17 protein-coding genes, 1 tRNA gene and 2 pseudogenes are annotated in these 20,890 nt (G+C 71.5%); 6 read left to right on the top strand and 14 right to left on the bottom strand.

All coding sequences use genetic code 11. From position 1 onward, the window contains the following. Positions 1-121 precede the first annotated feature (121 nt). Positions 122-544 (bottom strand): hypothetical protein, encoded by a 423-nt coding sequence (locus O7553_RS20130; RefSeq protein ID WP_281551244.1) that lies wholly within the window; start codon positions 542-544, stop codon positions 122-124. A gap of 172 nt (positions 545-716) precedes the next feature. Between O7553_RS20130 and O7553_RS20135 the strand changes: the two genes are divergently transcribed. Then, positions 717-1,919 (top strand): GAF domain-containing SpoIIE family protein phosphatase, encoded by a 1,203-nt coding sequence (locus O7553_RS20135; protein ID WP_281551245.1) that lies wholly within the window; start codon positions 717-719, stop codon positions 1,917-1,919. A gap of 336 nt (positions 1,920-2,255) precedes the next feature. Here the strand turns inward: O7553_RS20135 and O7553_RS30215 are convergent. Beyond that, positions 2,256-2,762: pseudogene (locus O7553_RS30215) on the bottom strand (iron transporter); the annotation flags it as partial. Positions 2,763-2,986: 224 nt separating this feature from the next. Further along, positions 2,987-3,454 carry a hypothetical protein gene (locus tag O7553_RS20145; RefSeq protein ID WP_281551246.1) on the bottom strand — a complete coding sequence of 156 codons (468 nt, stop codon included), beginning with the start codon at positions 3,452-3,454 and terminating at the stop codon, positions 2,987-2,989. Between the two features lie 227 nt (positions 3,455-3,681). Between O7553_RS20145 and O7553_RS20150 the strand changes: the two genes are divergently transcribed. Next, positions 3,682-3,754 (top strand) — tRNA-Arg (locus O7553_RS20150). A 372-nt stretch (positions 3,755-4,126) separates the two neighbouring features. Beyond that, on the top strand, positions 4,127-5,668 hold the full coding sequence (locus O7553_RS20155) for a DUF3824 domain-containing protein (RefSeq protein ID WP_281551247.1): 1,542 nt from the start codon (positions 4,127-4,129) through the stop codon (positions 5,666-5,668). On the opposite strand, the gene O7553_RS20160 is transcribed toward O7553_RS20155, so the two are convergent. The 8 genes from O7553_RS20160 to O7553_RS20195 are packed head-to-tail and all read right to left on the bottom strand — an operon-like array spanning position 5,669 to position 15,278. Continuing rightward, complete coding sequence (locus O7553_RS20160; RefSeq protein ID WP_281551248.1) at positions 5,669-6,910, bottom strand: DUF1501 domain-containing protein; 1,242 nt, start codon at positions 6,908-6,910, stop codon at positions 5,669-5,671. A 1-nt stretch (position 6,911) separates the two neighbouring features. After that, positions 6,912-8,183 carry a DUF1800 domain-containing protein gene (locus O7553_RS20165; RefSeq protein WP_281551249.1) on the bottom strand — a complete coding sequence of 424 codons (1,272 nt, stop codon included), beginning with the start codon at positions 8,181-8,183 and terminating at the stop codon, positions 6,912-6,914. A 5-nt stretch (positions 8,184-8,188) separates the two neighbouring features. Continuing rightward, complete coding sequence (locus O7553_RS20170) at positions 8,189-9,661, bottom strand: polysaccharide biosynthesis tyrosine autokinase (RefSeq protein WP_281551250.1); 1,473 nt, start codon at positions 9,659-9,661, stop codon at positions 8,189-8,191. Between the two features lie 58 nt (positions 9,662-9,719). Next, positions 9,720-11,105: an O-antigen ligase family protein gene (locus O7553_RS20175; RefSeq protein WP_281551251.1), complete on the bottom strand. Its 1,386-nt coding sequence runs from the start codon at positions 11,103-11,105 to the stop codon at positions 9,720-9,722. Next, a complete protein-coding gene (locus O7553_RS20180; RefSeq protein ID WP_281551252.1) occupies positions 11,105-12,238 on the bottom strand; it encodes a glycosyltransferase in 1,134 nt (377 codons plus the stop codon). Before O7553_RS20180 ends, O7553_RS20175 begins: the two co-directional genes overlap by 1 nt. Position 12,239: 1 nt before the next feature. Continuing rightward, positions 12,240-13,145 (bottom strand): glycosyltransferase family 2 protein, encoded by a 906-nt coding sequence (locus O7553_RS20185; RefSeq protein WP_281551253.1) that lies wholly within the window; start codon positions 13,143-13,145, stop codon positions 12,240-12,242. Beyond that, positions 13,138-14,397 carry a hypothetical protein gene (locus O7553_RS20190; RefSeq protein ID WP_281551254.1) on the bottom strand — a complete coding sequence of 420 codons (1,260 nt, stop codon included), beginning with the start codon at positions 14,395-14,397 and terminating at the stop codon, positions 13,138-13,140. Before O7553_RS20190 ends, O7553_RS20185 begins: the two co-directional genes overlap by 8 nt. Beyond that, positions 14,394-15,278, bottom strand: a complete 885-nt coding sequence (locus tag O7553_RS20195) for a glycosyltransferase family 2 protein (protein ID WP_281551255.1) — start codon at positions 15,276-15,278, stop codon at positions 14,394-14,396. Before O7553_RS20195 ends, O7553_RS20190 begins: the two co-directional genes overlap by 4 nt. 389 nt (positions 15,279-15,667) lie before the next feature. On the opposite strand from O7553_RS20195, the pseudogene eccB reads away from it, so the two are divergent. The 3 genes and pseudogenes from eccB to O7553_RS20210 all read left to right on the top strand — a co-directional run. Further along, positions 15,668-16,495, top strand: a pseudogene (gene eccB, locus O7553_RS20200) (type VII secretion protein EccB); the annotation flags it as partial. A gap of 121 nt (positions 16,496-16,616) precedes the next feature. Further along, complete coding sequence (locus O7553_RS20205; RefSeq protein ID WP_281551256.1) at positions 16,617-17,306, top strand: type VII secretion protein EccB; 690 nt, start codon at positions 16,617-16,619, stop codon at positions 17,304-17,306. Positions 17,307-17,492: 186 nt separating this feature from the next. Next, positions 17,493-18,323 carry a siderophore-interacting protein gene (locus tag O7553_RS20210; RefSeq protein WP_281551257.1) on the top strand — a complete coding sequence of 277 codons (831 nt, stop codon included), beginning with the start codon at positions 17,493-17,495 and terminating at the stop codon, positions 18,321-18,323. Positions 18,324-18,361: 38 nt separating this feature from the next. Here the strand turns inward: O7553_RS20210 and O7553_RS20215 are convergent, their stop codons facing one another. From O7553_RS20215 to O7553_RS20225, 3 genes are all read right to left on the bottom strand, one after another. Then, positions 18,362-19,357: an ATP-dependent DNA ligase gene (locus O7553_RS20215; protein WP_281551258.1), complete on the bottom strand. Its 996-nt coding sequence runs from the start codon at positions 19,355-19,357 to the stop codon at positions 18,362-18,364. A 142-nt stretch (positions 19,358-19,499) separates the two neighbouring features. Next, positions 19,500-19,859 carry a hypothetical protein gene (locus tag O7553_RS20220; RefSeq protein ID WP_281551259.1) on the bottom strand — a complete coding sequence of 120 codons (360 nt, stop codon included), beginning with the start codon at positions 19,857-19,859 and terminating at the stop codon, positions 19,500-19,502. 79 nt (positions 19,860-19,938) lie between these two features. Continuing rightward, entirely contained in the window at positions 19,939-20,640 is a 702-nt protein-coding gene (locus O7553_RS20225) for a TetR/AcrR family transcriptional regulator (RefSeq protein ID WP_281551260.1), read from the bottom strand. Positions 20,641-20,890 lie beyond the last annotated feature (250 nt).

The following is a 20,890-nucleotide window of genomic DNA, read 5'->3' on the forward strand; positions in this document are numbered from 1 at the left end:
CCAGCTGTACGACAACCCACCCGGACACGTTCAGTCATGGGTGGTCCATACTCGGTTCGCTACACACGGTCCATTCCCGATCCGGTCCGGCCGCACGCCGCGTGGCCCCCGTAGTCGCTGTTCAGGGTTGCAGCCACCATGGACTGCTGTCCGCCACCCCGAAGTCGTTGCTCGGGTGCCCGCTCACCGGCTGCGGATCGCCCAGGTGGGCGGCGTCGTCGCGCCGGCTGTGACACAGGTCGATCCCGCCGGCGAAGGCGACGTCCCGTTCGGGGCGGCCGGGGTGGCGGGCCACCACCAGCTTCTGGTGGTGCGAGCCGAACCGGCGTACCCGCTGGTCGAGCAGCACCTGGCCGCCGTCGTCGTTGATCTCCTCGGCCAGGTTTCGGTTCTGCTCCGCGCTGTAGATCAGCACGTCGAGGTGGGAGCGCCAGACCAGGCCACGGACCGCCACGCCCCGGCCAGCGGCGGCGGACAGCAGATCGACCACGGTCGGCCCGTCCGGGCGTAACCGCTGGTCGAGGGTCGCCCCGCCAGTCGGCAAAGAACAGCTGGTCGCCGTCGCCCATCGCGTCGACGACCTCGACCAGCCGGTCGAAGTACGCCGCGCCGTGCACGTGTACGCGCACCTGGTTGCCCCCGGACCACACCGGCAGCCCGGAGGCCGGGTTGCCGGTGTGGTCGCCGGTGAGGAACCAGTCCTCTAGGCTGCGTTCGTGTCAGTCGAGGGTGGGAACGCGGACGAGCGCCTCAAACGCATCGAGGCGATCACCGACCCTGCCCTGTCCCGGCTGAGCTTTGACGCGCTGCTGGTCGAGTCACTGGCCCGCACCGGCGGGCTGCTCGGCGCCGACTCCGCCGCCGTCTGCCTGCTCGACGCACACTCCCAGCAGCTGGTCACCGCAGCTGCCTGGGGAATCGAGGCCGGCCACGAACCGCCGGCCCGGCTGCCGCTCGGTCGCGGGTACGCCGGCAAGGTGCTGACCACTGGTGACACGGTCATGCTGACCGACCCTGACGACGACGCGCTGGCGCATCCGGCGTTGCAGGGGCAGGGCATCCGGTCGCTGCTGGCGGTGCCGGTGACGATTGGCGGCTCGGTCGGCGGGGTGCTGCACGTGGCAACCCGACGACGCGGGCCGGCCTGCGACGACGAACATATGTTGCGGCTGCTGGCCGACCGGATCGCCCTGGCCGACCAGGCCCGCGAAAGCCAGGTCGACCGCGCCGCCACCCTGGCGCTGCAGTACGACCTGCTGCCCACCGAACTACCGGCGGTCGCCGGGCTGGAGTTCGCCGCCCGGTACGTAGCCGGCCACGACGCCGGGGTCGGCGGTGACTGGTACGACGTACTGCCGCTGCCGAACGGCTGGGTCGGCGTGGCGATCGGCGACGTCACCGGACGCGGGCTGCACGCGGCCACCGTGATGGGCCGGCTGCGCAGCGCGCTGCGCGCGTACGCTCTGGAAACCACCGACCCGGCCGACGTGCTCGCCCGGCTGGACCGCAAGGTGCAGCACTTCGAGCCGGGCATGATGGCGACGGTGTGCTACGCGACGATCGACCCCACCCGGACGGTCGTGTCGGTGTCGACGGCCGGCCATCCGCCGCCGGTGATGATCGGCGCCGGCCACGCCGCACACAGTCTGCCGGTGCTGGCGGACCTTCCGCTCGGCACCCGCATCCACCGGCCACGCCGGGCGCGCAGGCACCCCCTCGAGCCCGGCGCGCTGCTGTTCTTCTTCACCGACGGCCTGGTGGAGCGGTGGGGGCCGACCATCGACAACGGCCTGCGTCAGTTGTGCGACTCGTTGGTCGCCACCAGCGCCGAAACGGCCTGCGCCGAGACGATGGGCGCGCTGGTGGACGGCCGACCGCTGGTCGACGACATCGCCATGTTGGCGCTCCGCCGCCGATAGCCACTGTTGGCGCTCCGCCGCCGGTAGCCATTGTTGGCGCTCCGCCGCCGATAGCCACTGTTGGCGCTCCGCCGCCGATAGCCACTGTTGGCGCTCCGCCGCCGATGGCTGCAGTCGATGTCGCGGGCGCTACCAGCGGCCGATCGACGGCACCCCGGCGGCGTCGTGCGGGGTACGGGCACCGGCATCGTCCGAGGTACGGGAGGCGGCAGCGGTGTCCGCCCAGTCGCGTGGGCCGGCACCGTCCCCGCCGATCGTCGGGGCGTCGGCACCCCGGGGCTGCGCGTCCGGGCTGGTCTTGCGCCCGTTCGCGAACATCACCTGGTCGAAGCGCACCTCGACCGGAGTCGCGTACCGCTTGCCGTTGACCGGGTCGTGCCGCATGAACTGCGGCGGCGCGATCCGGACCGTCACGTCGTACGGGCCGGGACCGGGCACCGAGGCGTTGCCACCGTAGTGGTACAGAAACGGGTGCCACAGGAACGGCAGGCCGGCGGTGGCGACCGGTTGACCGTTCCGGCTGACCGCGATCCGCACGTCCAGACCGGGGATGAACCGGCCGTCGGCGGCGTCCGCGACCGCGACCTCCAGATGCACGTTCGCATCCGGGGCAGCCTCCCGCCAGACCAGCTGACCGCCGGAGAGCTCGTACATGCCCTCCGCCTCCTCGTTGACGAACGCCACTAGGTAGTCGCCGGCCAGTTGGCTCAGCGCCCCGTCCTCCTCGGCCATGGCGCGCAGCGCGCCGCCGTACGCCTGACCCTGCCGCCGGGCGACGGCGAGCTGCTCCTCGGTGGCCTCGTTGCTGGTCCGCATGGGCGGCTGCGCGGCTGGTGTCGTCATGGTGACCCTCCGGGTCGATCTGCTTGCGTCCCCTGCTTGGAGGTCTACCCCGCAACGGCCCTGCTATTACTCACCCCACCGACAGATCGGTGGCCCGGTGGGCAGCACCAGTCACCCGCCGGTCAGAGGGCTGGTGCGCTGCCGTGTCGTTGCCGCTGTGCTGCCACTGCCGAGTCAGCCTGGCGACCTAACGACGCCTGCGGGCCGGGCCTCTCACGACCGCGTCAGGTCAGCGGGATCTGCCGCATCGTGGTTCGGGTGGCTGCGTAGATGAACGGTCGCGGCTCGGCGAGGCAGCGCGATGGGACACGGGGGGCGTTGGCGTTTGTGGATGACCGTGCCAGGGTCGCCGGGATGGGTGACGTCGGAGCGGAGGCCGGCGAGGACGCGCGGTCGGCGGTCGGCGAGTGGGTAGGGCACCCCGAATCCTCCCGGAGCAGGTCGATGAACGCCCGCAACTCGACCATCGGCACCCGGTGGGTACGGCGGTACTCCCGCAACAGCCCCGCCTCGACGAACTCGGCCCACGTGACCGAACGGGCGCCGCGCGGCTCGGTGCGTAGCACGGGTTTGTGCCGGCGTCCCTTACGCTCGTCGCCCTCCAGCCAGTAGTGCAGCGTCGACTGCGCCACCCGAAGGAGCCGGGCAGCCTCCGCCTCCGAGAAGACCTCACGCTCCAGGACGCTCACCACCGTGCCGGTCTCCCACGCACCGGCTTCTTCATGGGTATGCCAGACGGCCTTGTGCGACGCCTTCGTGGCTGTGCCGCCCGCGTAGGGCGGACCGCCGGCCGCAGACCGGGATTCGTGTGCTGGAGTTGTGGTCCTGGCCTGGGAGGACGGGGGCGGGTGACGTGGGTGAACGTGGGCGACTCCCTGCCATCCAAGGTGAACCCCAGGTCGCTAGACTGGGCCCTCGCGCCCTCGTAGCTCAGGGGATAGAGCAACGGTTTCCTAAACCGTGTGCCGCAGGTTCGAATCCTGCCGGGGGCACCCCAGAGATCAGCGAAAACGCCAGCTGACCAGCGCGTACGCATATCGCGGTCGTAGGCAGCAGGATCTGCAGTCAGCCAGACTCGGCTCGTACGCCCAGATCCGCTCAGCGTCGGCGTCCGCGCGGTCCTGCGCTGCTTCCAGCTTCGCAAGCTCGTCCGCGCCCCAGCGGCAGCGCCACCTAGCCCAGGGCAGTCGCCAAGCGCGCTCGATCACGAGTACACGTTGTGACGGCCGGCACAGCAGCCTGGAGAGTCGTTTCGGGGTGCCACAGCCACAGTGCCGGAGGCCCGTCACCATACGCGGGTGTTTCGCGACTGGTGCGTAGGGTGGAAGACGCTACCAGCACCAGCCCAACCTGTGAGTCCGAAAATGACTGTTAGGCGAGTTTCATCCCGTACGCTCGGCGCGGGCACGGGCGCGCCGTGGCTGACCGGCGTCGTCGCGTACGCGGCGGCGGTCGCCATGGCGCTGGTGGTCCTTGTGACGCCGACCCCGGCGGCCGCAGCTCCGCCGTACACGCTGGATGAGCGTGCCCTGGCGATCGCCTCGCCGTCACTGGCCTACGTCGAAGTGGTCTACACCGGATACCTGCGCGACAAGCAGTCCGGCGCACCACTGCGCGCGTCGCCGATCACGTTCACCCGGCGGTGCAGCGGATTCGTCGTCGGCACCGGCGGCGAGGTGATCACCAACGGGCTCTGCGTACGGCCGGCGAAGGACACCGCGGCGCAGAACGCCCTCTACTCGCTCGGACGCATCCTCATCGCGGAGAACTCTCTCGAGGCCGACGCGCTCGACCGCTACGTCGCCGACAACCTCCGCCAGAGCATCTTCACCGGCCTCGAAGCCGCAGACGAGCCGGACCATCAGGTGTACGGGCAGCTCGGCGTCGCGCCCACGGGCGGTCTGACGGAGAGCCCGGCGATCCCCGGCGAGGTGACCGAGGTGCTGGACGCCGACGCCGGCAACATCGCCCTGGTCAAGCTGGAACAGCAGAACCTGCCCACGGTCGAGCTGGCCTCGTCGGGCACCCTCGACCCGGGGGCCTCGCTGGTCGTGGTCGGCTACGCCACCGACGAGGTCGATCCCCGCACGGCGACGTACTCGCTGCGCTCCAAGCCGGTGAAGGTCATCGGTACCGGCACCCGCGGCTCCGCGTCGCTGTACCGGGTCAACAAGGACGTCGGCATCCACTCGCTCGGTGGGATGGCGATCGACACGAACGGCCACGTCGTCGGGGTGCTCGACAACGACCTGGAACTGCCTGACCGGGCGAACCGTGCGCTGGTGCCGATGCAAACCATCACCGCGCTGCTCGCCGAGGCGGGCGTCGACAACGCGTTGGGCGAGACCGATCAGCTGTTCCGCAGCGGGCTCGACGCCTACTTCGCCGGTGACTACGAGACCGCCATCAGCCAGCTCGGCACCGTCGTAGAAAACTCGCCGGTGAACTCGGTCGCCCAGACGTACCGGCAGAACGCCACCGAGCTGCAGAAGATCGAAGACAGCTTCTCCAGCGGAGCTGGCTGGCTGATCTGGGCCAGCGGCGCGGCCGGCGGCGCGCTGGTGATCGGGCTGATCATGCTCGTGGTGCTGCTTCTGCAGCGCCGCGCCCGCCGCCAGCTGACGTCGGCCGAGCCGGTGCCCCCGGCCGCGCCATATCCGTTCTCGCCGGCGTCCGGATACCCGGGCCAGCCCACTCCCGGGTACCCCTCGGCACCCGCCTATCCGGCACAACAGCCAGCGCAGGAATACCCGCCCGCACCTATCTACCAGCCACCCGCACCCGCTTACCAGGCGCCGCCTGCCCCGCGACAGGGGGCAGCGCCCGACGACCAGACGTGGCCCGACGACGAGGCGTTGCCCGACGAAGTCGGGCCCGACCCGCACGGGCCCAACCGCCACCACTAGCTACAGCGCGATCAGCGACAGTGGCTTCGGCTGGTATCCCTCCAGGTAGCGGGCCGGGTCGGCGTGCAGTACGGAGGCGAGCAGCGTGCCGAAGACGTCCCGGAAATCGGTGGTCGCCTTCAGGTCGCCGTCGTCGAGGTCGGTGAGACTGGGCTGTTCGCCGTGGAAGCCCCCGACGACTCGAGGGCCGAGTACGAAGACCGGTCCGGCGGTCCCGTGGTCGGTGCCATCGGAGGCATTGGCGCGCACCCGGCGGCCGAACTCACTGTAGACAACGACCGTGACGTTGCGCCCGGCCGGGCTCGTCGCCAGCCGGTCCATGAACATGGCCAGTGCCCCGTCGACCTCCTTGAGCAGCCGCTCCTGCGCGGGCCGTTCGTCGGCGTGCGTGTCGAAGCCGCCCAGGCTGACCGAGTAGACCTGGGTGGGTACGCCTGCCTCGATGCACCGGTGCACGAGCGCGAGTTGGGTGGCCAGTGACGTCTCACCGCCTGTGCCGGTGGCCGGGAGGTGTCCGGCCTCGCCGGCCTCGAACGGCTGATCGGACTCCCGTACCCGTCGGATCAGGCCGTCGACCCGCAGAAAGTCGTGCAGCGCGGTCGCCGCCCGTGCCTGCAGGACGTCCTCGCCCCGCTGTTCGCGCCCGAGCGCGCGGACCATGTCCGCGCTGATCCCGGCGGGCAGTTGGGGTACGCCGAGCGTGACACTCGCTCCCGCCCGCGTCTCGCCTGCCAGCAGTGGCGGAAGCACCGGCTCGAAGCTGACGGCCGCTTCCGGCGATGCCTGGATCCCGTCGAGCCAGCGCCCCACCCAGCCGGTCCGGATCGGCGCGTCGGGCGACGCTGTCTGCCAGATGTCCATCGACCGGAAGTGGCTGCGGTCCGGCCGGGGGTATCCGACGCCGAGGACGACTGCCAACCGCTTGTCGTCCCAGAGCCGCTTCAGTCCGCCCAGCGCGGGGTTGAGTCCGAGCGCGCCGTCGAGGTGGAGCACCTCCTCGGGGGCGTAGGCCAGCTCCGGCCGGGCGGAGTGGTAGGCCGGGTCGGTGTACGGGATGACGGTGTTCAGCCCGTCGTTGCCCCCGTACAGCGTCACGATCACCAACGTGTCGGCCGGTCCGGGCTCGCCGTCCTTGTCGCCCTTGGCGAGCAGCTCAGCGATGCCCAGGCCGGCTGCGGCGAGCGCACCGCCGCCGAGCGCGCCGGAGGCCAGCAGGAACGTGCGTCGGGTCAACGGATCCATGCTAGTTCACCAGGTATTCCGGGCTGGCCAGGCCGAGCGTGATCAGCTCCCGCGGTGTCGTCGCCTGTTTCAACGCCGCGTACGTACGGTTGGTCCAGGTCGGAACGACGAGTACGTCGGCCAACCGCTCCACCGTGATCCACGGGCCGCCGGCCGACTCGGCGAGTACGCCGGCCAGGCCCAGCCTTACCTGGGCTGCCGAGGAGGTCAGCCAGGCTGTCCCGCTCGGCCAGCCGGCCACACTCGGCGGCGCGAACGGCACCTGCCCGAGACCCTTGAGCCCACTGACGACCGTGTGGAAGGCCTCGCCGGAGAGCCGCGCCGGGCGGATGCCGAGCTGCCGCATTGCTCCGACCAGCCACTCCATCGGCTGCTTCACCATCCGGAAGCGCCCCGAGCGGAACTGCTCGTCCTCGACCAGGGCGCGCAGCATCGAGATGCCCACCGGGAACGCCGCGACCATCTTCCCCCGGGTGGACTCCGGGATCGGCTCGGTGGAGGACGCGTACCGGAACCACAGCCGGTCCGCGATGAACCGGGGGCAGGCCGGCCGGGCGGCGAGGTGGTCCACCAGCGAGAGCGCGTCGAACTTCGTGGTGGCGCCGAGAATGGTTTTGGGACCGGCGTCGTGGTCCTCGGGTACGAAGATCGCCGTCGCCGGCACGCTGAGGTCGGTCTTCCAGCCGGTCAGTGCCCGGCCGGCCGCCTTGACGTCGCGTTCGCCGTACTGGCCGATGCCGAGCATGAACAGTTCCATCAGCTCTCGGGCAAAATTCTCGTTCGGCGCCCGTCTGGTGTTCGTGTGCCCGTCGAGCCAGTAGACCAGCGCCGGGTCGGTGACCAGTTTGCGGGCCATTGTGGTGAACGTCGGCGAGCTCCGTATCTTTTGGTGCTGTGCCAGCATGAACTGCGGACTTCCGACCTTCCGTATTGAGGTCGCCCAGTGCCCGTGCCAGAAGAACAGCAGCTTCTCGGTGGTCTGGTGGTCGGCGACGGTCAGCCGGTCGAGCCACCACCGGATGATCGTGTCGGTCTGCTGGCGGCGGAGCGCCTCCGCGGCGGCGCGCCGCTCGGCGCCCGGGTCGGGCAGATCGTCGAACGCGTCGGGGCCAAGCTCCGGCATCGGCGCCGCCGCTGCACCCCGGTCCTGCTCTCCGGGGTCCATCAGGCGCGCCACGGTGGCCCCGTATCCGGCCTTCGACGCGGCGGCCAACTCGGACGAGGTCGGACCGAACCCCACACGTCGCAGGAGCAGTGCGACGCTATCGCTCATGTGGATTAACGTACGCGACTGTGCCGGCGACCGGGTACCGCCGAGCGCCCGCGCCGCGTCGCCGCCCCGCGCCGCGTCGCCACCAGGCCCACCAGGTTGACAGGTAGGGCACGCAGCACGTCGGTGGCGACGGCCAGCTGATCAGCGCGGGTGAAGCTGACCCGGGCCACCAGCAGCGTCGCGTCGGTCGCGCCCGCCAGCAGCAGCGTCTCCGCATCGGACAGTAGCGATGGCGCGTCGACCACGACGAACCGGCCGCCGAGCCGCAACGACTCCAGCGCCGGGGCCAGCGCATCCGAGGCCAGCAGTTGCTCGCTCGGCCCAGGCCCGACCGGACCGGCCGGCAGGACGTACAACGGCAGGTCCGGGAGCCGGTGTGTGGCCTGCTCGGCCGCGACCTCGCCGCGCAGCACGCTGGTCAGGCCGACTGTGTTCGGCACGTCGAAGAGCCGGTGCACGCCGGGATGCCGTACGTCCGCGTCGATCAGCACGACCGGCTCGCCGGCCCGGGCGAACGCGATGGCGATGTTCGCCGCAGTAGCCGTTCTTTCTTCCCCCGGCACCGGGCCGGTGACCGTGAGGCTGGCGAACCGGCTCCCGGCCGCGCGCAGCCGCAGGTTGGCGCGGATCTGCCGGTACGCCTCGACGCGCGGCTCCGTGTCGTCGCCGGTCGCCAGCGGCGGCCTCCCCCCGCCGGCCGCGACGGCACCGAGCAGGACGGTGCCGGCGACCTCGGCCGCGTGGCTCTCGTCTCGTACGGTGCGGTCGCGCGCGTAGCGGACCACCGCGACGAGGACCCCGATCGCAAGGCCCCCGGCGGCGCCGAGCCCGGTGTCGGCGGTGACCTGCGGTGTGGCCGGGGCCGAGGGCGTCGTCGCCGGCCGGGTCACCGAGACCTTGACCGGTGACTCGTCGATGCCGGTCGGCTTCTCCAGGCGCGCGACGTATGCGGGAAACTCCGCCGCGATCGCGTCGGCGATGTCGCGGGCGCGTACCGGATCCGGGTCACGGACCTCGACGGTGAGCACCGCCGTGCCGGCCGCGCCGGTCACCGTGACCCGCTGCGTCAACTCCGAGGGCTGGTACGGCAGTCCGAGCCGCCGGACGACGGCTTCGGCCACCTCGGGGCTGTTGCCCACCTCGGCATACGAGCGCACCCGCTGCAGGATGTAGTTGCCGCCCTCGTTGAGTTGGCCGATGTCGCGGGTGGTGAAGTTCGGCGCGAAGAACAGTTGGGCGTCCGCCCGGTACATGGGTTCCTGCTGGGCGGACGCGAGACCCGCGCCCGCGCCGCCAAGCAGCACCAGCGCCAGCACCAGCCACCGCTGCGACCACACGGCTCGCAGCTGGCGCTCGAGGGTGAGCTGCTGCCACTGCTGGTGCCGCTGCTGGGGTACGGATGGCGCGACATCGCCCGGCCCGTCGGAGGCAGGCCGACTGAGCAGCCGAGCCGGGGCGAACCGCCCGGAAAGCTTCACGCTGAACCTCACACCCCGCCGGAATAGCGGCGCAATGTTAGCAGCAGGTCCGCTCCGCTCATCGTCGCAAGGCCGTCAACGCCGGGTCGGGGAGCCTACAGTCGACGGGTCGCAGCGACTCGGCGGCGCCGATGCCGACGGCGAGCAGCAGCACCCCTGCGGCGGCCGGCCACAGGTAGAAGTCGAAGAACCAGATCTGTACGGCGAACCCGACGATGAGCATCCGTGCCGTCAGCGACCTGAGCTTGACCAGCACGACCGCCAGGATGGACACGAACACCAGCAGCGCGAGCACGCCGAAGTCGTACCAGAGGGTGAGGTAACTGTTGTCGAACGCCTGTGCCTGCCCGTCGGAGATGCCGATCTGCTGGAAGAACCGCACGTGCGCCTCCGGGCCCAGGCCGAACAGCGCACTGCCGGCACCGTCCATGATGCCGGACCAGGCCTCTTCCGTACGGCGGTAGCGCGCCGTCGCCGAACTCGACCCGCCGACGTTGGTCAGGCGGGCCCGGACGAGGTCCGTCAGGTCCCGCACCGGCTTGGGACCGACGGCCACCAGCACGGTGCCGGCGGCGGCGGACGCCGCGACCAGACCGACCCCGCGCCGGGTGAGCTTGCGCGGCTGGGCCAGGTACCAGATGCCGAGCGCGCAGGCCGTACCGATCCACGCGCTGCGCGACCCGGACAGCAGCAGGCCGACCGCGCCTGCGGCGAACGGCACCTGCCAGAGCCGGCCGCGCAGGCCGACGGCCACGCACATCGCCAGCATGCCGTACGTGCCGTAGACGATCGGATGTCCCATAGTGCCGGCCGACCTGCCGGCTCCCGCCTGTGCCGTGAACGCGTTGCTGATGGCCAGCTGGTCGAGAACCGGCCAGGTGCCGGACATCCGCTGGTAGACGGCCAGCAGCGTGACGGGTACGGCGACCCAGGCGAACGCCCGCGCCAGGCGGACCACCGGCGCACCGGCCCGCGCCTCGGCCACGACATGCCAGCCGACCAGCGCATAGCAGGTCAGCGGCGCGACGGCGATCACAATGTCCTTCGGGCCGGTCCACCACACCAGGCCGGTGAGCACGCAGGCCGCCGGGACCACGAATCCCACCATCCCGCCGGACGGCAGCGGCGCGTACGGCTGGAAGCGCTGAATCCGGCCGAGTGCGGCGATCGCCGTCGCCGCCAGCAACACTATCCATACCGGATCGACGGGGTATCCGGGATCGGCGGTGACCGGGACGAGCAACAGGACCGCGAACAGCGTGTAGTTGAGCCGATCCGGGGTCCACAGCCCCCAGGCGAGCACGCCGACGACGGCCACGGCGGCGAGCGCGAACGGCTGCCAGGCCGCCACCACCCCGACCGCCACGGCAGCCGCCCCGGCGACGACCGCCACGGCCGGGTCCGCCGGACGGGACGCGCCACGCAGCGTGGGCAGGTGCGACATCAGCTGACCGCGCCCAACTCTTCGAGGTACGCGACGAAGCGTGCGGCCGGGGACGGTTCGGTGGCGAGCTCCTGCCCGCGCCGTGACGCCTCGGCCGTGAGCCGCCCGAACGCCTCCCGGTCGGCGGCCAGATCCAGCAACGCCGAGGCGAGCGCACCGGCGTCGGCATCCACCAGCAGTCCGCCACCACCGGCGAGGATCTCTGTCGTGGCGCCCGCCCGGTAGCCGATCACCGGTGTGCCGCAGCGGAGCGACTCGAACGTCACCCGGCCGTAGGCCTCGTTGCGGGACAGCATCAGCGTCGCGTCCGCCCGCGCGTACAACGCGGCCGGGTCGTCCGTCCACGCGACGGTCTCGAGCTGCGCCTCGACGCCGTACCGGCGGGCCAGGTCGACGAGGCCCCGCCGCGCTTCACCGTCGCCGACCCCGGCCAGGGTGAGGGTGAACGCGCGGCCCTGGCGCGCGCAGATCGCCAGCGCCTGCACCGCGTCGGCCTGGCCCTTCTCGGCGCTGTGCCGGCCCAGCAGCAGCAGCCGCTCCAGTGCGACCGGACGGTCCGCACCCGGCCCGGGGACACCGGATTCGACCGGCGGCGGGATCACCCGCAGCTTCGTCCGCGCCATCGGTACGGCGCTGGTCACCTGGCTGGCGGCGTACGCGGAAACCGCCACGACGCCGTCCGAGAGGCGCGCGATGAGCTGGACGATCGCGGCCCGGGGCAGCACGGACCGCAGGCTCGGGTTGCTGAGCAGGCTCTCCCGCACCACCCAGACGTGCGGCAGCCGGGCCATCCGCGCGGCGATCGCCCCGGCTGGTACCACCGCCGAGTTGGTGACCACGACGTCCGGCCGCGTTCGGTGCAGCAGACGCCGGTATCGGGGAACCGACGCGAGTGCTTGGAACAGTCGGACCGCGCCGACCGCAGGGCCGTACCGCCGGCCCATCCACAACCGGGTCGGCAGCACGACCACGTCGGCGCCGGCCGCAGCGAGCTGCGCGCGCAGCGGCCCGTCCCCGGGTAGCGTGACGGTGACCTGGTGCCCGCGCGCCCGTACCGCCTCGCCGACCAGGGCGAGCAACGAACGCTCCGCGCCCATGAGATCGGCGGAGTGGCTGACGAACAGGGCGTGCACGCTAGAACCTCTCCGTCGGGCCGTGCACTCCACGCAGCCCGTCCCAGTAGCCGGCAAGAACGGCGAGCGCCCGGCGCCGGTCCTTGCGGCCTCCGGCGACGAGGCGGAGCACCGACCTGGCCAGGTTCTTGTAGTGGACCGGCTCCCCGATCAGGATCCGCCGCAGCGGACGGGGGTAGTGCTTGCGTACGTAGAGGATCTCGTTGCGGTGATGGTAGTACTGCGCGCGAGGACTCGAACCGGCCAGGCTGCCGCCCCGCCGGTGCCACACCTGCGAGGCGCAGACCAGGCCGATCCGGCCACCCGCCGTGGCGATCCGCCGTACCAGGTCGAACTCCTCCTTGTAGTGGAAGAACCGCTCGTCGAACAGGCCGACCCGGACGGCCCAACCGACGCCGAGGAGGATGGCCGCGCCGGTCACCACGTCCACATCGTGCGCACCGACCTCGCACCCGGCGCAGTGGACCGGCCGCACCCGACCGCCCGGCAGCGTCGCGGCGACGACGTACGGCTCCGGGTCGGGGGCGTCGGGTCGCGCGGACGTCGTCTGGACCGATGTGGATACCGCGTACCGGTCCGCATGCGACATCAGCGCCGGCAGCGTGTCCGGCCGGGGTACGCAGTCCGCGTTCAGCAGCCAGACGAAGGCCGCGTCGCGGTCGTGCGCGACCCGGATACCGGCGTTCATCCCGCCGGCGTAGCCGAGGTTGGCGTCGAGCCGCACCAGCGTCACCGCATCACCGAGCGTACGCAGCTTGTCGATGGAGTCGTCGGTGGAGCCGTTGTCGACGACGACCACCTCCGGCACGGCGCTGCCGGCGGCGACCGCCCGGACGCAGCGGATCGTGTCGTCCGCGCAGTTCCAGTTGAGCACCACCGCGACGACGCGGGTTCCGTCGCTATTCACGCCCGCTGTCCCTGTCCCCCGCCACCCGATGACCGGCCCCGGACCGGACGGCGAGGCCCAGCGCCGTGCTGTGCGCGGCGAACAGGGCCACCGACAGCGCGGCGACGCCCCACGCCCCGTACGGCGCGGCGACGAGAGGATAGCCGACCACTGCGGCCAGCGCGGTGCCGAGCGCGATCACGGCGGTGGTGCGCTCGCCGCCGAGGTTGACCAGGCGCGCGCTGAGGACCTTACCGACCGACACCGCGACGCTGCGCGGCACCAGCAGCGCACCGAGCAGCACCGCCGCCGCGTACCCGCTGGTCAGCACCCCGATACCGGCCAGCCCGACGAGCACCAGCACTCCCATGCCGACCGCCAGGTAGACAGCCCGACGCAGCACCCCGCGCAGCCGATCGGCCGAGCCTTCCTCGTGGTCGCGCAGCGTACGCTGGGCTGCGACGACTGCGCCGGCCTGGGAGAACTCGATCGCCGCTACCGCCAGGGAGTAGATCGCCAGTGCGTCCGCGCCCTGGTAGCGGGCCAGCGCGAGTTGGTCGAAGCGGTACGTGAAGATCTGTGCCACCGCGCCGGTGTGGGTCAGGCCCAGCCGGGCGAGGCGTTCGGGCTCCGCCGAGGCGCGCCGCGCCATCGCGCCCAACGGTGCCCCGTGCGCCGCCCACATCGCGACGGCCATCACCGCCTGGCAGCCCAGCCAGGCCAGCAGCCAGACCGTCGCGTCGTCGACCGAGGCGAGGATGAGCACGAGGTAGAGCACGGGCGCGGTGGCGGCGAACAGCGCGCGCTGGCGGTAGACGGCGACGAACCGCCCGAGGGTCAGGCCCGCCGCCGCGGGCATGGTGCCGGCCGCGACGCACGCCGCCCCGGTCGCCGCGAGTGCCGGTGACGCCGCCTCCGCGTACCAGGCGAAGACCCAGCCCAGCGTGGCCGACAGCGGCACCGTGGCAGCGTAGACGGCGAGGCTGCGCCGCCCGGACCGCTCCCGTAGCCAGTCGCTGCCCTGAGCGAGCATGAACGTCTCCAGTGACAGCCCGCCGACTGCGACGCCGACGGTCGCGCTCGTCGTCGTAGCGACCAGCAGGCCGCGCTCTGCCGGCGGCAGCGCGACGCTGAGCAGGATGGCGAACCCGGACATGGCCAGCGCGGCCACGTACATCACCGTCGCGCTGCCGACCGCGCGCCGGATCGCGTACGCCGCCGGCCTGAACCGGCCCGGCCCGGACCGGCCCGGGCTCAGCCCTCGGCTCGTCAAGCCCGCAACCCGGCGACGGTGCCCCGGATGACGGCGGTCGCCGCGTCGGGGCGGCGGGCGAGCAGCGCCTTCGCGGCGTAGCCGAGCCGGGCCGCGGCGGCGAACGGCACCCGGTGCCGATAGTGCTTGCGGAAGAAGATCATGCAGCTGCGGCTGGCGTGAAAGTACGTCGTGGTCGACTTGGCCGCCATGTCCGCCGTCGCCCCGGTCGCCACCCCGCCGGTGTGCTCGACGGCCAGGTCCGGGACCGCTGTGGTCGGGATGCCCAACCGGGCCGCACGTAGCGCTATGTCAGCCTCCTCGTAGAACAGAAAGAAGTCCTCGGAGAACCCGCCCAGATCCTGCCACGCGCGGCGGGTGACGAGCAGCGAGTGGCCGGCCGCGTAGACCAGTTTGCTCGACCCTGGCACCCCGCCGGCGGGCGGTCGTCCGCTCTGGCCGGTCCACAGGTCGACCATGCCGAGGTCCGGCCCGCCGCCCGGTGCGACGCTGGCCGTCGCGCCGATCGCGCGGTCGCCGGCGTGCAGCACATCGAGGGCCGAGGCGAGCACGCCGCCCGCGATCCGAGTGTCCGGGTTGAGCACCCATATGACGTCAGCGCCCTCGGCCAGGAGCCAGGTGGCGGCGAGGTTGTTGCCGGCGGCGTACCCGACGTTGCCGTGCCCGGCGATCACCCGGACCGTCACGCCGGCACGCTCGGCGGACCCGGCGATCTCTGACAGTTCGGCGGCCTGGTCGCTGTTGTCGACGATGGCGATCGCGATGCGCGGACCGGTGGCCTGCGGACCGGTGGCTCGTCCGGTCACGATGGAACGGATGAGGCAGCCGGTGTCACCCGCACTACGGTAGTTGACGATCGAGATGCCGAGCAGACCGCTCACCGTGCCCCCACCGCACCATAGCCCGCCACACGCCCAGGACACGAGTACGAAACAGGCTCCCGATCAACCTGTCAAGTAGCCTCGGAACCATTTCCTTCCTGGACCAGGTCGACCAATCCAACTGGATCATGCCGGCTTTGCCAAGCCCGACTCCCTAGATTGGAGCAATCGCATTCGTCGGGCACGACTGGCGTCTGCGCGGTGATGAGCGCGGCAGCCACAGCGTTCGGGGGCCTACCCGAGCATCCGCGATGCCCTGGAGGTCGCGGCCGGTGAGGCCGGCTCCGTGACGATCGACGCGAGCGACGGCATCGGACAGCCCGGAGATGATCGACCTACGCGGCCTGGTTCGCGTGCCGGCGCCCGCCCCGACGGGGGGTGACCCAGACATGGCCACGCGACGCGACCAACTCCACTCGTACCAGTTCCTCACTCAACGGGTCATATCTGCCTACGTGATGCGCGAGACCGACCCGCAGCAGTCCCCGCTGCGCCGCGGTGTCGGCGCAATCTTCGGCGGCCTGATGATCGCCATCCTGGTAGCCGCCGGGTTCGGCATCTACGGCATCGTGACCAAGGCCGGCAGCGACAGGTGGCAGGCCGACGGCGCGGTCGTGATCGAGAAGGAGACCGGCGCCAGCTTCATCTACCGTCAAGGCAAACTGCACCCGACGCTCAACTACGCGTCGGCGGTGCTGGCCTCCGGCCGCCCCGACGCGCCCGTGTTCCGGGTGCCTGGCAACTCGCTGGCCAGCACGCCCCGCGGCGTCACGATCGGTATTCCGGGCGCGCCCTACTCTCTGGCACCGGCCAGTAAGCACATTGGCCTACCTTGGACGATCTGCTCGGCGCCCAGCGGGGATGACACCGGCCGAACCGTCGAGACCGTCTCTCTGGTCGTGTCCCGGGCACCGGTCGGCGGGCGGTCGCTGGCGGAGGAGGGCGTGCTGGTCCGCGACTCCCGGCAGGACGCGACGCACCTCGTCTGGCACGGCCGCCGGTTCCTGATCCGCGACGCCCGCAACGTCGTACCCGCCCTCTTCGGAGAGGTCAACGCCGCACCGGTCGGCCCGGCGTGGCTCGACGCGCTACCCGCCGGCAACGCCATCGAACGGGTCGCGTTCAGCGGCCGCAACCAGCCGTCCAGCGAAGTGGACGGCTGGGCGATCGGCGAGGTGCTGGTCGCGCAGACCGGTTCGGGGCCGCAGTACTACCTCGTCCTCGACGACGGGCTCGCGCCGATCACCGAGCTGCAACGGAGAATCCTGCGCGCCGAGTTCACCGTGGCCGGTCGAGATACCTGTGTCCCAGGCTACGGCGGCACCGACCAGCAGCCAGGTGCGGCCAGCGGCCGGAGACAGCGCGCCGCCCGCGTCGCCGCCCGCGACGCCGCCCGCGCTGATCCGACCGGCAACCGGCGACACGCTGTGCGCGGTCACCAGCGACGCACGCACCGTACCGACGATCACCTCTGTCGGCGGTACGGTGGCCGGCCTCGACGAGGCCGTACCGACCGACTCGGTCACCCGCGACGGTGTGATCCTCGCCGACTATGTGCTGGTGCCGCCGGGCCGGGTCGCCGTCGTGCGGGTTTTCGGCGCGCCGACCGCCGATACCGGCCCGTACTACGTCGTCACTGACCTCGGCATCAAGTTCCCGGTGCCCAACGCGACCGTCCTCGGGCAGCTCGGCTACTCGGCGACCCAGGCGACCGATGTGCCGACCACGCTGGTCTCGCGGATACCCACCGGACCGACGCTCGACCCGTCGCGGCCACCCGCCCCGCCTCGGCGGCCCCCGCCGACTGACACCGGGGGCGCTCAGTCGAGCAGCTTGCCGGGTGGGCCGGGTTCTTCTAGCTCGTCCCGCCGCGCGGCGGCCCGGGAGCCACCGCAGAGCGCCGGGACCTCCGCCGCCCCCGCAGCAGCGCGACCGACAGTGTCAGCACGGTCAGCACATAGTGAAACGCCCGGCGACGCGTTGGCTGGCACCGAGGAGCCCTTTCTGCGGCGTACCCGCCCGCGGTAACCGGCGGGTTCCGAAAGACCCCGGCCTCGGTCAGGCTGTTGCGGCACGGTTAGCAAGCCATCTCGGAGCCGGTACACGACGAAGTCGCCCGGGGGGTCACGCCGCACCGGCCTCCGTCGCTACGCAGTACGCCGCGAAGTAGGCTCGCCTAACCTAAGAAGGAGCAGCGAAGCGGAGGAACATGCGATGGCGACGACCCGGCGGCAGGCACCGAATCAGTACGTACTCACGGTCGAGTCCACCGAGTGGCTGACGCCGCACCTGGTGCGGGTGGTTCTCGCCGGGCCGTCGCTGGCCGAATTCAGCTACGTCGGCCACACCGACGCGTACGTGAAGCTGCTGTTCGTCGACCCCACGCTCGGGCTGGAGCCGCCCTACGACCTCGCCGCGCTGCGAACCACCCTGCCGGCCCGGCAACGGCCGGTGACCCGTACCTACACGGTCCGCTGGTTCGACCAGGCCACCCGGCGGCTGGCGATCGACTTCGTGACCCACGGCGACGCCGGGGTGGCGGCGGTGTGGGCGGCCAAGGCCACGCCCGGCGACCGGCTGGTGATGTCGGGTCCCGGCGGTGCGTACGCGCCCGACCCGGAAGTCGGCTGGCACGTGTTCGCCGGGGACCTGTCCGCGTTGCCAGCGATCGCCGCGTCCCTGCAGGCACTGCCGGAGCACGCGCGCGGCGTCGCGCACCTCGAGATCACCGATCCGGCCGACATCATCGACCTCGAACACCCCGCCCAGGTGACGGTGAACTGGCTGGTCAACGCCGACGACGGTGACACCGTGTTCCTCGCCCGCGCGATGGAGGACTGGCCCTGGCCGCCTGCCAAGGACTCTCCCGGCGCCGTGCAGGTCTTCGCGCACGGCGAGCGAGAGTCGATCAAGGCCGTCCGCAAGGTGCTCCAGGCACGAGGCGTCCCCCGCGAGGCGATCTCGATATCCGGCTACTGGGCCCGCGGCCGCACCGAGGACGTGTTCCAGGCTGAAAAGCGCGAGCCGGTCGGCCGGATCGACTGACCGTCGTACCCGGACAGGGCCGTCGTACCCGGACAGGGTCAGCCCGGCCCGCCGTCGGGCTCCCGGGCCTCGCGTCTACGGCGTTCGGCGGCGCGGCGCTTGCCTTCGTGCATCGCGACCACCCGCGCGATCGGGATGCCGTGCCCCTGCTCGACCAGGCCGGGATCGAGGCGCTGCGGCAGCGGCATCAGCGTCGCCCACGGATCGCCGTCGCCGAGCAGGGACGGCACCGTACCGATGGTGTAGTCGGTCGGCACCGCCGCCTCCAGCGCCTCCCAGGTCAGTGGGAAAGAGACCGGCAGACCCGGCCGCAGCCGTGGGCTGTACGGGGCGACCACGGTCGCGCCGCCGGCCCGGGTCGAGTCGAGGAAGACCTTGCCGTCCCGCTGCTCGAGGATGAAAGCCGTCGTCGCCAGCGCCGGGTCCAGGCGTTCGGCTCGGGTCGCGATCGCCCGGGTCGCCGCGGCGACGTCGGCATGGTCGGCGTCACCCGCCAGCGGCACGAACACGTGCGCACCCTTGGCGCCGCTGGTCTTCACCGCCCCGGCCATGCCGCACGAGGTCAGCACCTCGCGGACCAGCAGGGCCGCCTGCGCCGCCAACCGGAACGCGCCGCCCGGCGGCGGGTCGAGGTCGAGGATCAGGTGCGTCGGGTACGCCCGTTCGCCGGCTGTCGTCAAAGTCGGATGGAACTCGACCGACCGCTGATTGGCGAACCAGAGCAGAGTCCGCCGGTCGTTACACAGACCGTAGGTCAGCATCCGCCGGGAACGGTCCGCCCACACCTCGGCGGTGGCAATCCAGTCCGGTGCGTACCCGGGCAGGTTTTTCTGCATGAACGGTGGCTGGCCGGGTCGGACCCGGACCACCGACAGCGGCCGGTCGCGCAGCGCGGGGACGATCCGGTCGTGCACCGCGTCGAGATAGTCGACGAGGTCGCGCTTTGTCGCACCGGCGCCGTCGAACAGCGGCTGATCGAGGTTGGTCAACGGCACCCCGGCCCGCTCCTCACCCGCCTTCGCACCTCGTGGCATCCGCCCATCGTTCCACGCCGATCACCAGTCGGGAATATTGTGCGGGTACCGGCCGGCCCGGCCGGTGCGGTTGGCCGCCGCGCCAACCTCGCCCGCTGGGGCCGCTTCGCCCACCGGCTCCGACTCGCGTCCGCTGCGGGCGTCAACGCATCAGCTGCAGTACCAGGACGACCACGCCGAGGGCGAAGAAGAGCGGGAAGTCGGGCGGCAGGATGCCGCCGAGGTTACGGTAGAAGCGCAGGATCAGCATCATGCCGAAGAAGGCCACTGTGTAGCCGGCGGCGATGGCGCCGATCCCCGGCCGCCAGATGCCGATCACCAGGCCGGCGGCGGCCAGAGTGTCGAGGACCGCGATCAGCAGGGTCAACGCCCGGCTGGGGCGGAACCCGAAGTGGTTCTGCAACGGCTGGATACCTGCCTCCATACCGATGTACATGGCGAGGCCGTGCAGGACGAACTCCATGATGAGCACGGCTGTGCAGATGATGACGATGATCCGCACGGACAGTCTCCAGTTGTTCGGGCGTGGCGTACCGCGGTGTTCCGAGGGGTGTCGCGGTGCCTTGGCGTGGTGTGTCGGGTCAGGTCGGCAGTCCGGCCAACTCGGCCAGGCGGGTCAGGGCCTGGTCGAACAGGGCTGCCCGGTCGTCGATGATGTTGTTGAAATGGCCGAACAGCTCCAGGTTGAGCATCCCGAACAGCCCGCTCCACGCGGCCAGCGCGGCGATGACGGACTCGTCGGGCACGGCTGGGAGCACGGCCGACCGCACTCGCTCGAGGTCACCGCCGAGCGACTCGGGCGTGGCCTGAGCGGTCGGCGGGGTACGCAGCACTCCGGCTCGGTGCGCGTCGCTGATGATCCGGCCGAGCACGACCTTGTCCCGCATCGCCGCCTGCAGAGTGGTCTCCGGGGCGTGGTAGCCGCGTACCGGTGATCCGTAGAGAAGTGCGTACTCGTGCGGGTGCTCGATCGCCCAGCTACGCAGCGCCTGCCCGACCGACCGCCACCGGCCCGCGAAGTCGTCGGCCGCCGCCTCCTCGTCGGCCTGCTCGACGGCGGTGCCGACGGAGTTGTAGCCGTCGGTGACCAGCGCGGTCAGCAGGTCGTCACGGCTCGGGAAGTAGCGGTAGACCGCTGAGGAGACCATGCCGAGATCCCGGGCGATCGCCCGCAGGGAGAGGTTTTCGGCACCCCGGTCGGCGAGCTGCGCCTTGGCGATCTCGACGATCTCGTCGGTCAGTTCCTTGCGGACGCGTTCCCGCAGCGCGCGTGCGGAAGCCAAGGCCTCTCCTCCTTCGAGCGGTCCCGTCGGCACCGGCACCGGCACCGGCACCGGCACCACCGCACCGATCGTGCAGGTCAGTACCGCCGAAGCTTACCCGACCGGGTACCACGAATTAGAGCATCGGTCGTACTCATGAGCAATAGTCTTTACGGAGAGCACCGCTCTTGTCAGCCTCATATCGAACCTCACCACCCTCGCAGGTCGGCATCAACCGCCGTTCCTGCCAGCTCTGCGGCACAGCCATCCC

Origin of the sequence: Solwaraspora sp. WMMA2059 (genome assembly GCF_027497315.1) — a bacterium.
Lineage (GTDB): Bacteria > Actinomycetota > Actinomycetes > Mycobacteriales > Micromonosporaceae > Micromonospora_E.

Coding starts and splice junctions, on each gene's coding strand:
- O7553_RS20160 (WP_281551248.1), bottom strand. CDS start 6,910: ATGGATCCGTTGACCCGACGCACGTTCCTGCTGGCCTCCGGCGCGCTC.
- O7553_RS20165 (WP_281551249.1), bottom strand. CDS start 8,183: ATGAGCGATAGCGTCGCACTGCTCCTGCGACGTGTGGGGTTCGGTCCG.
- O7553_RS20215 (WP_281551258.1), bottom strand. CDS start 19,357: ATGCCACGAGGTGCGAAGGCGGGTGAGGAGCGGGCCGGGGTGCCGTTG.
- O7553_RS20210 (WP_281551257.1), top strand. CDS start 17,493: ATGGCGACGACCCGGCGGCAGGCACCGAATCAGTACGTACTCACGGTC.
- O7553_RS20175 (WP_281551251.1), bottom strand. CDS start 11,105: ATGTCGCACCTGCCCACGCTGCGTGGCGCGTCCCGTCCGGCGGACCCG.
- O7553_RS20155 (WP_281551247.1), top strand. CDS start 4,127: ATGACTGTTAGGCGAGTTTCATCCCGTACGCTCGGCGCGGGCACGGGC.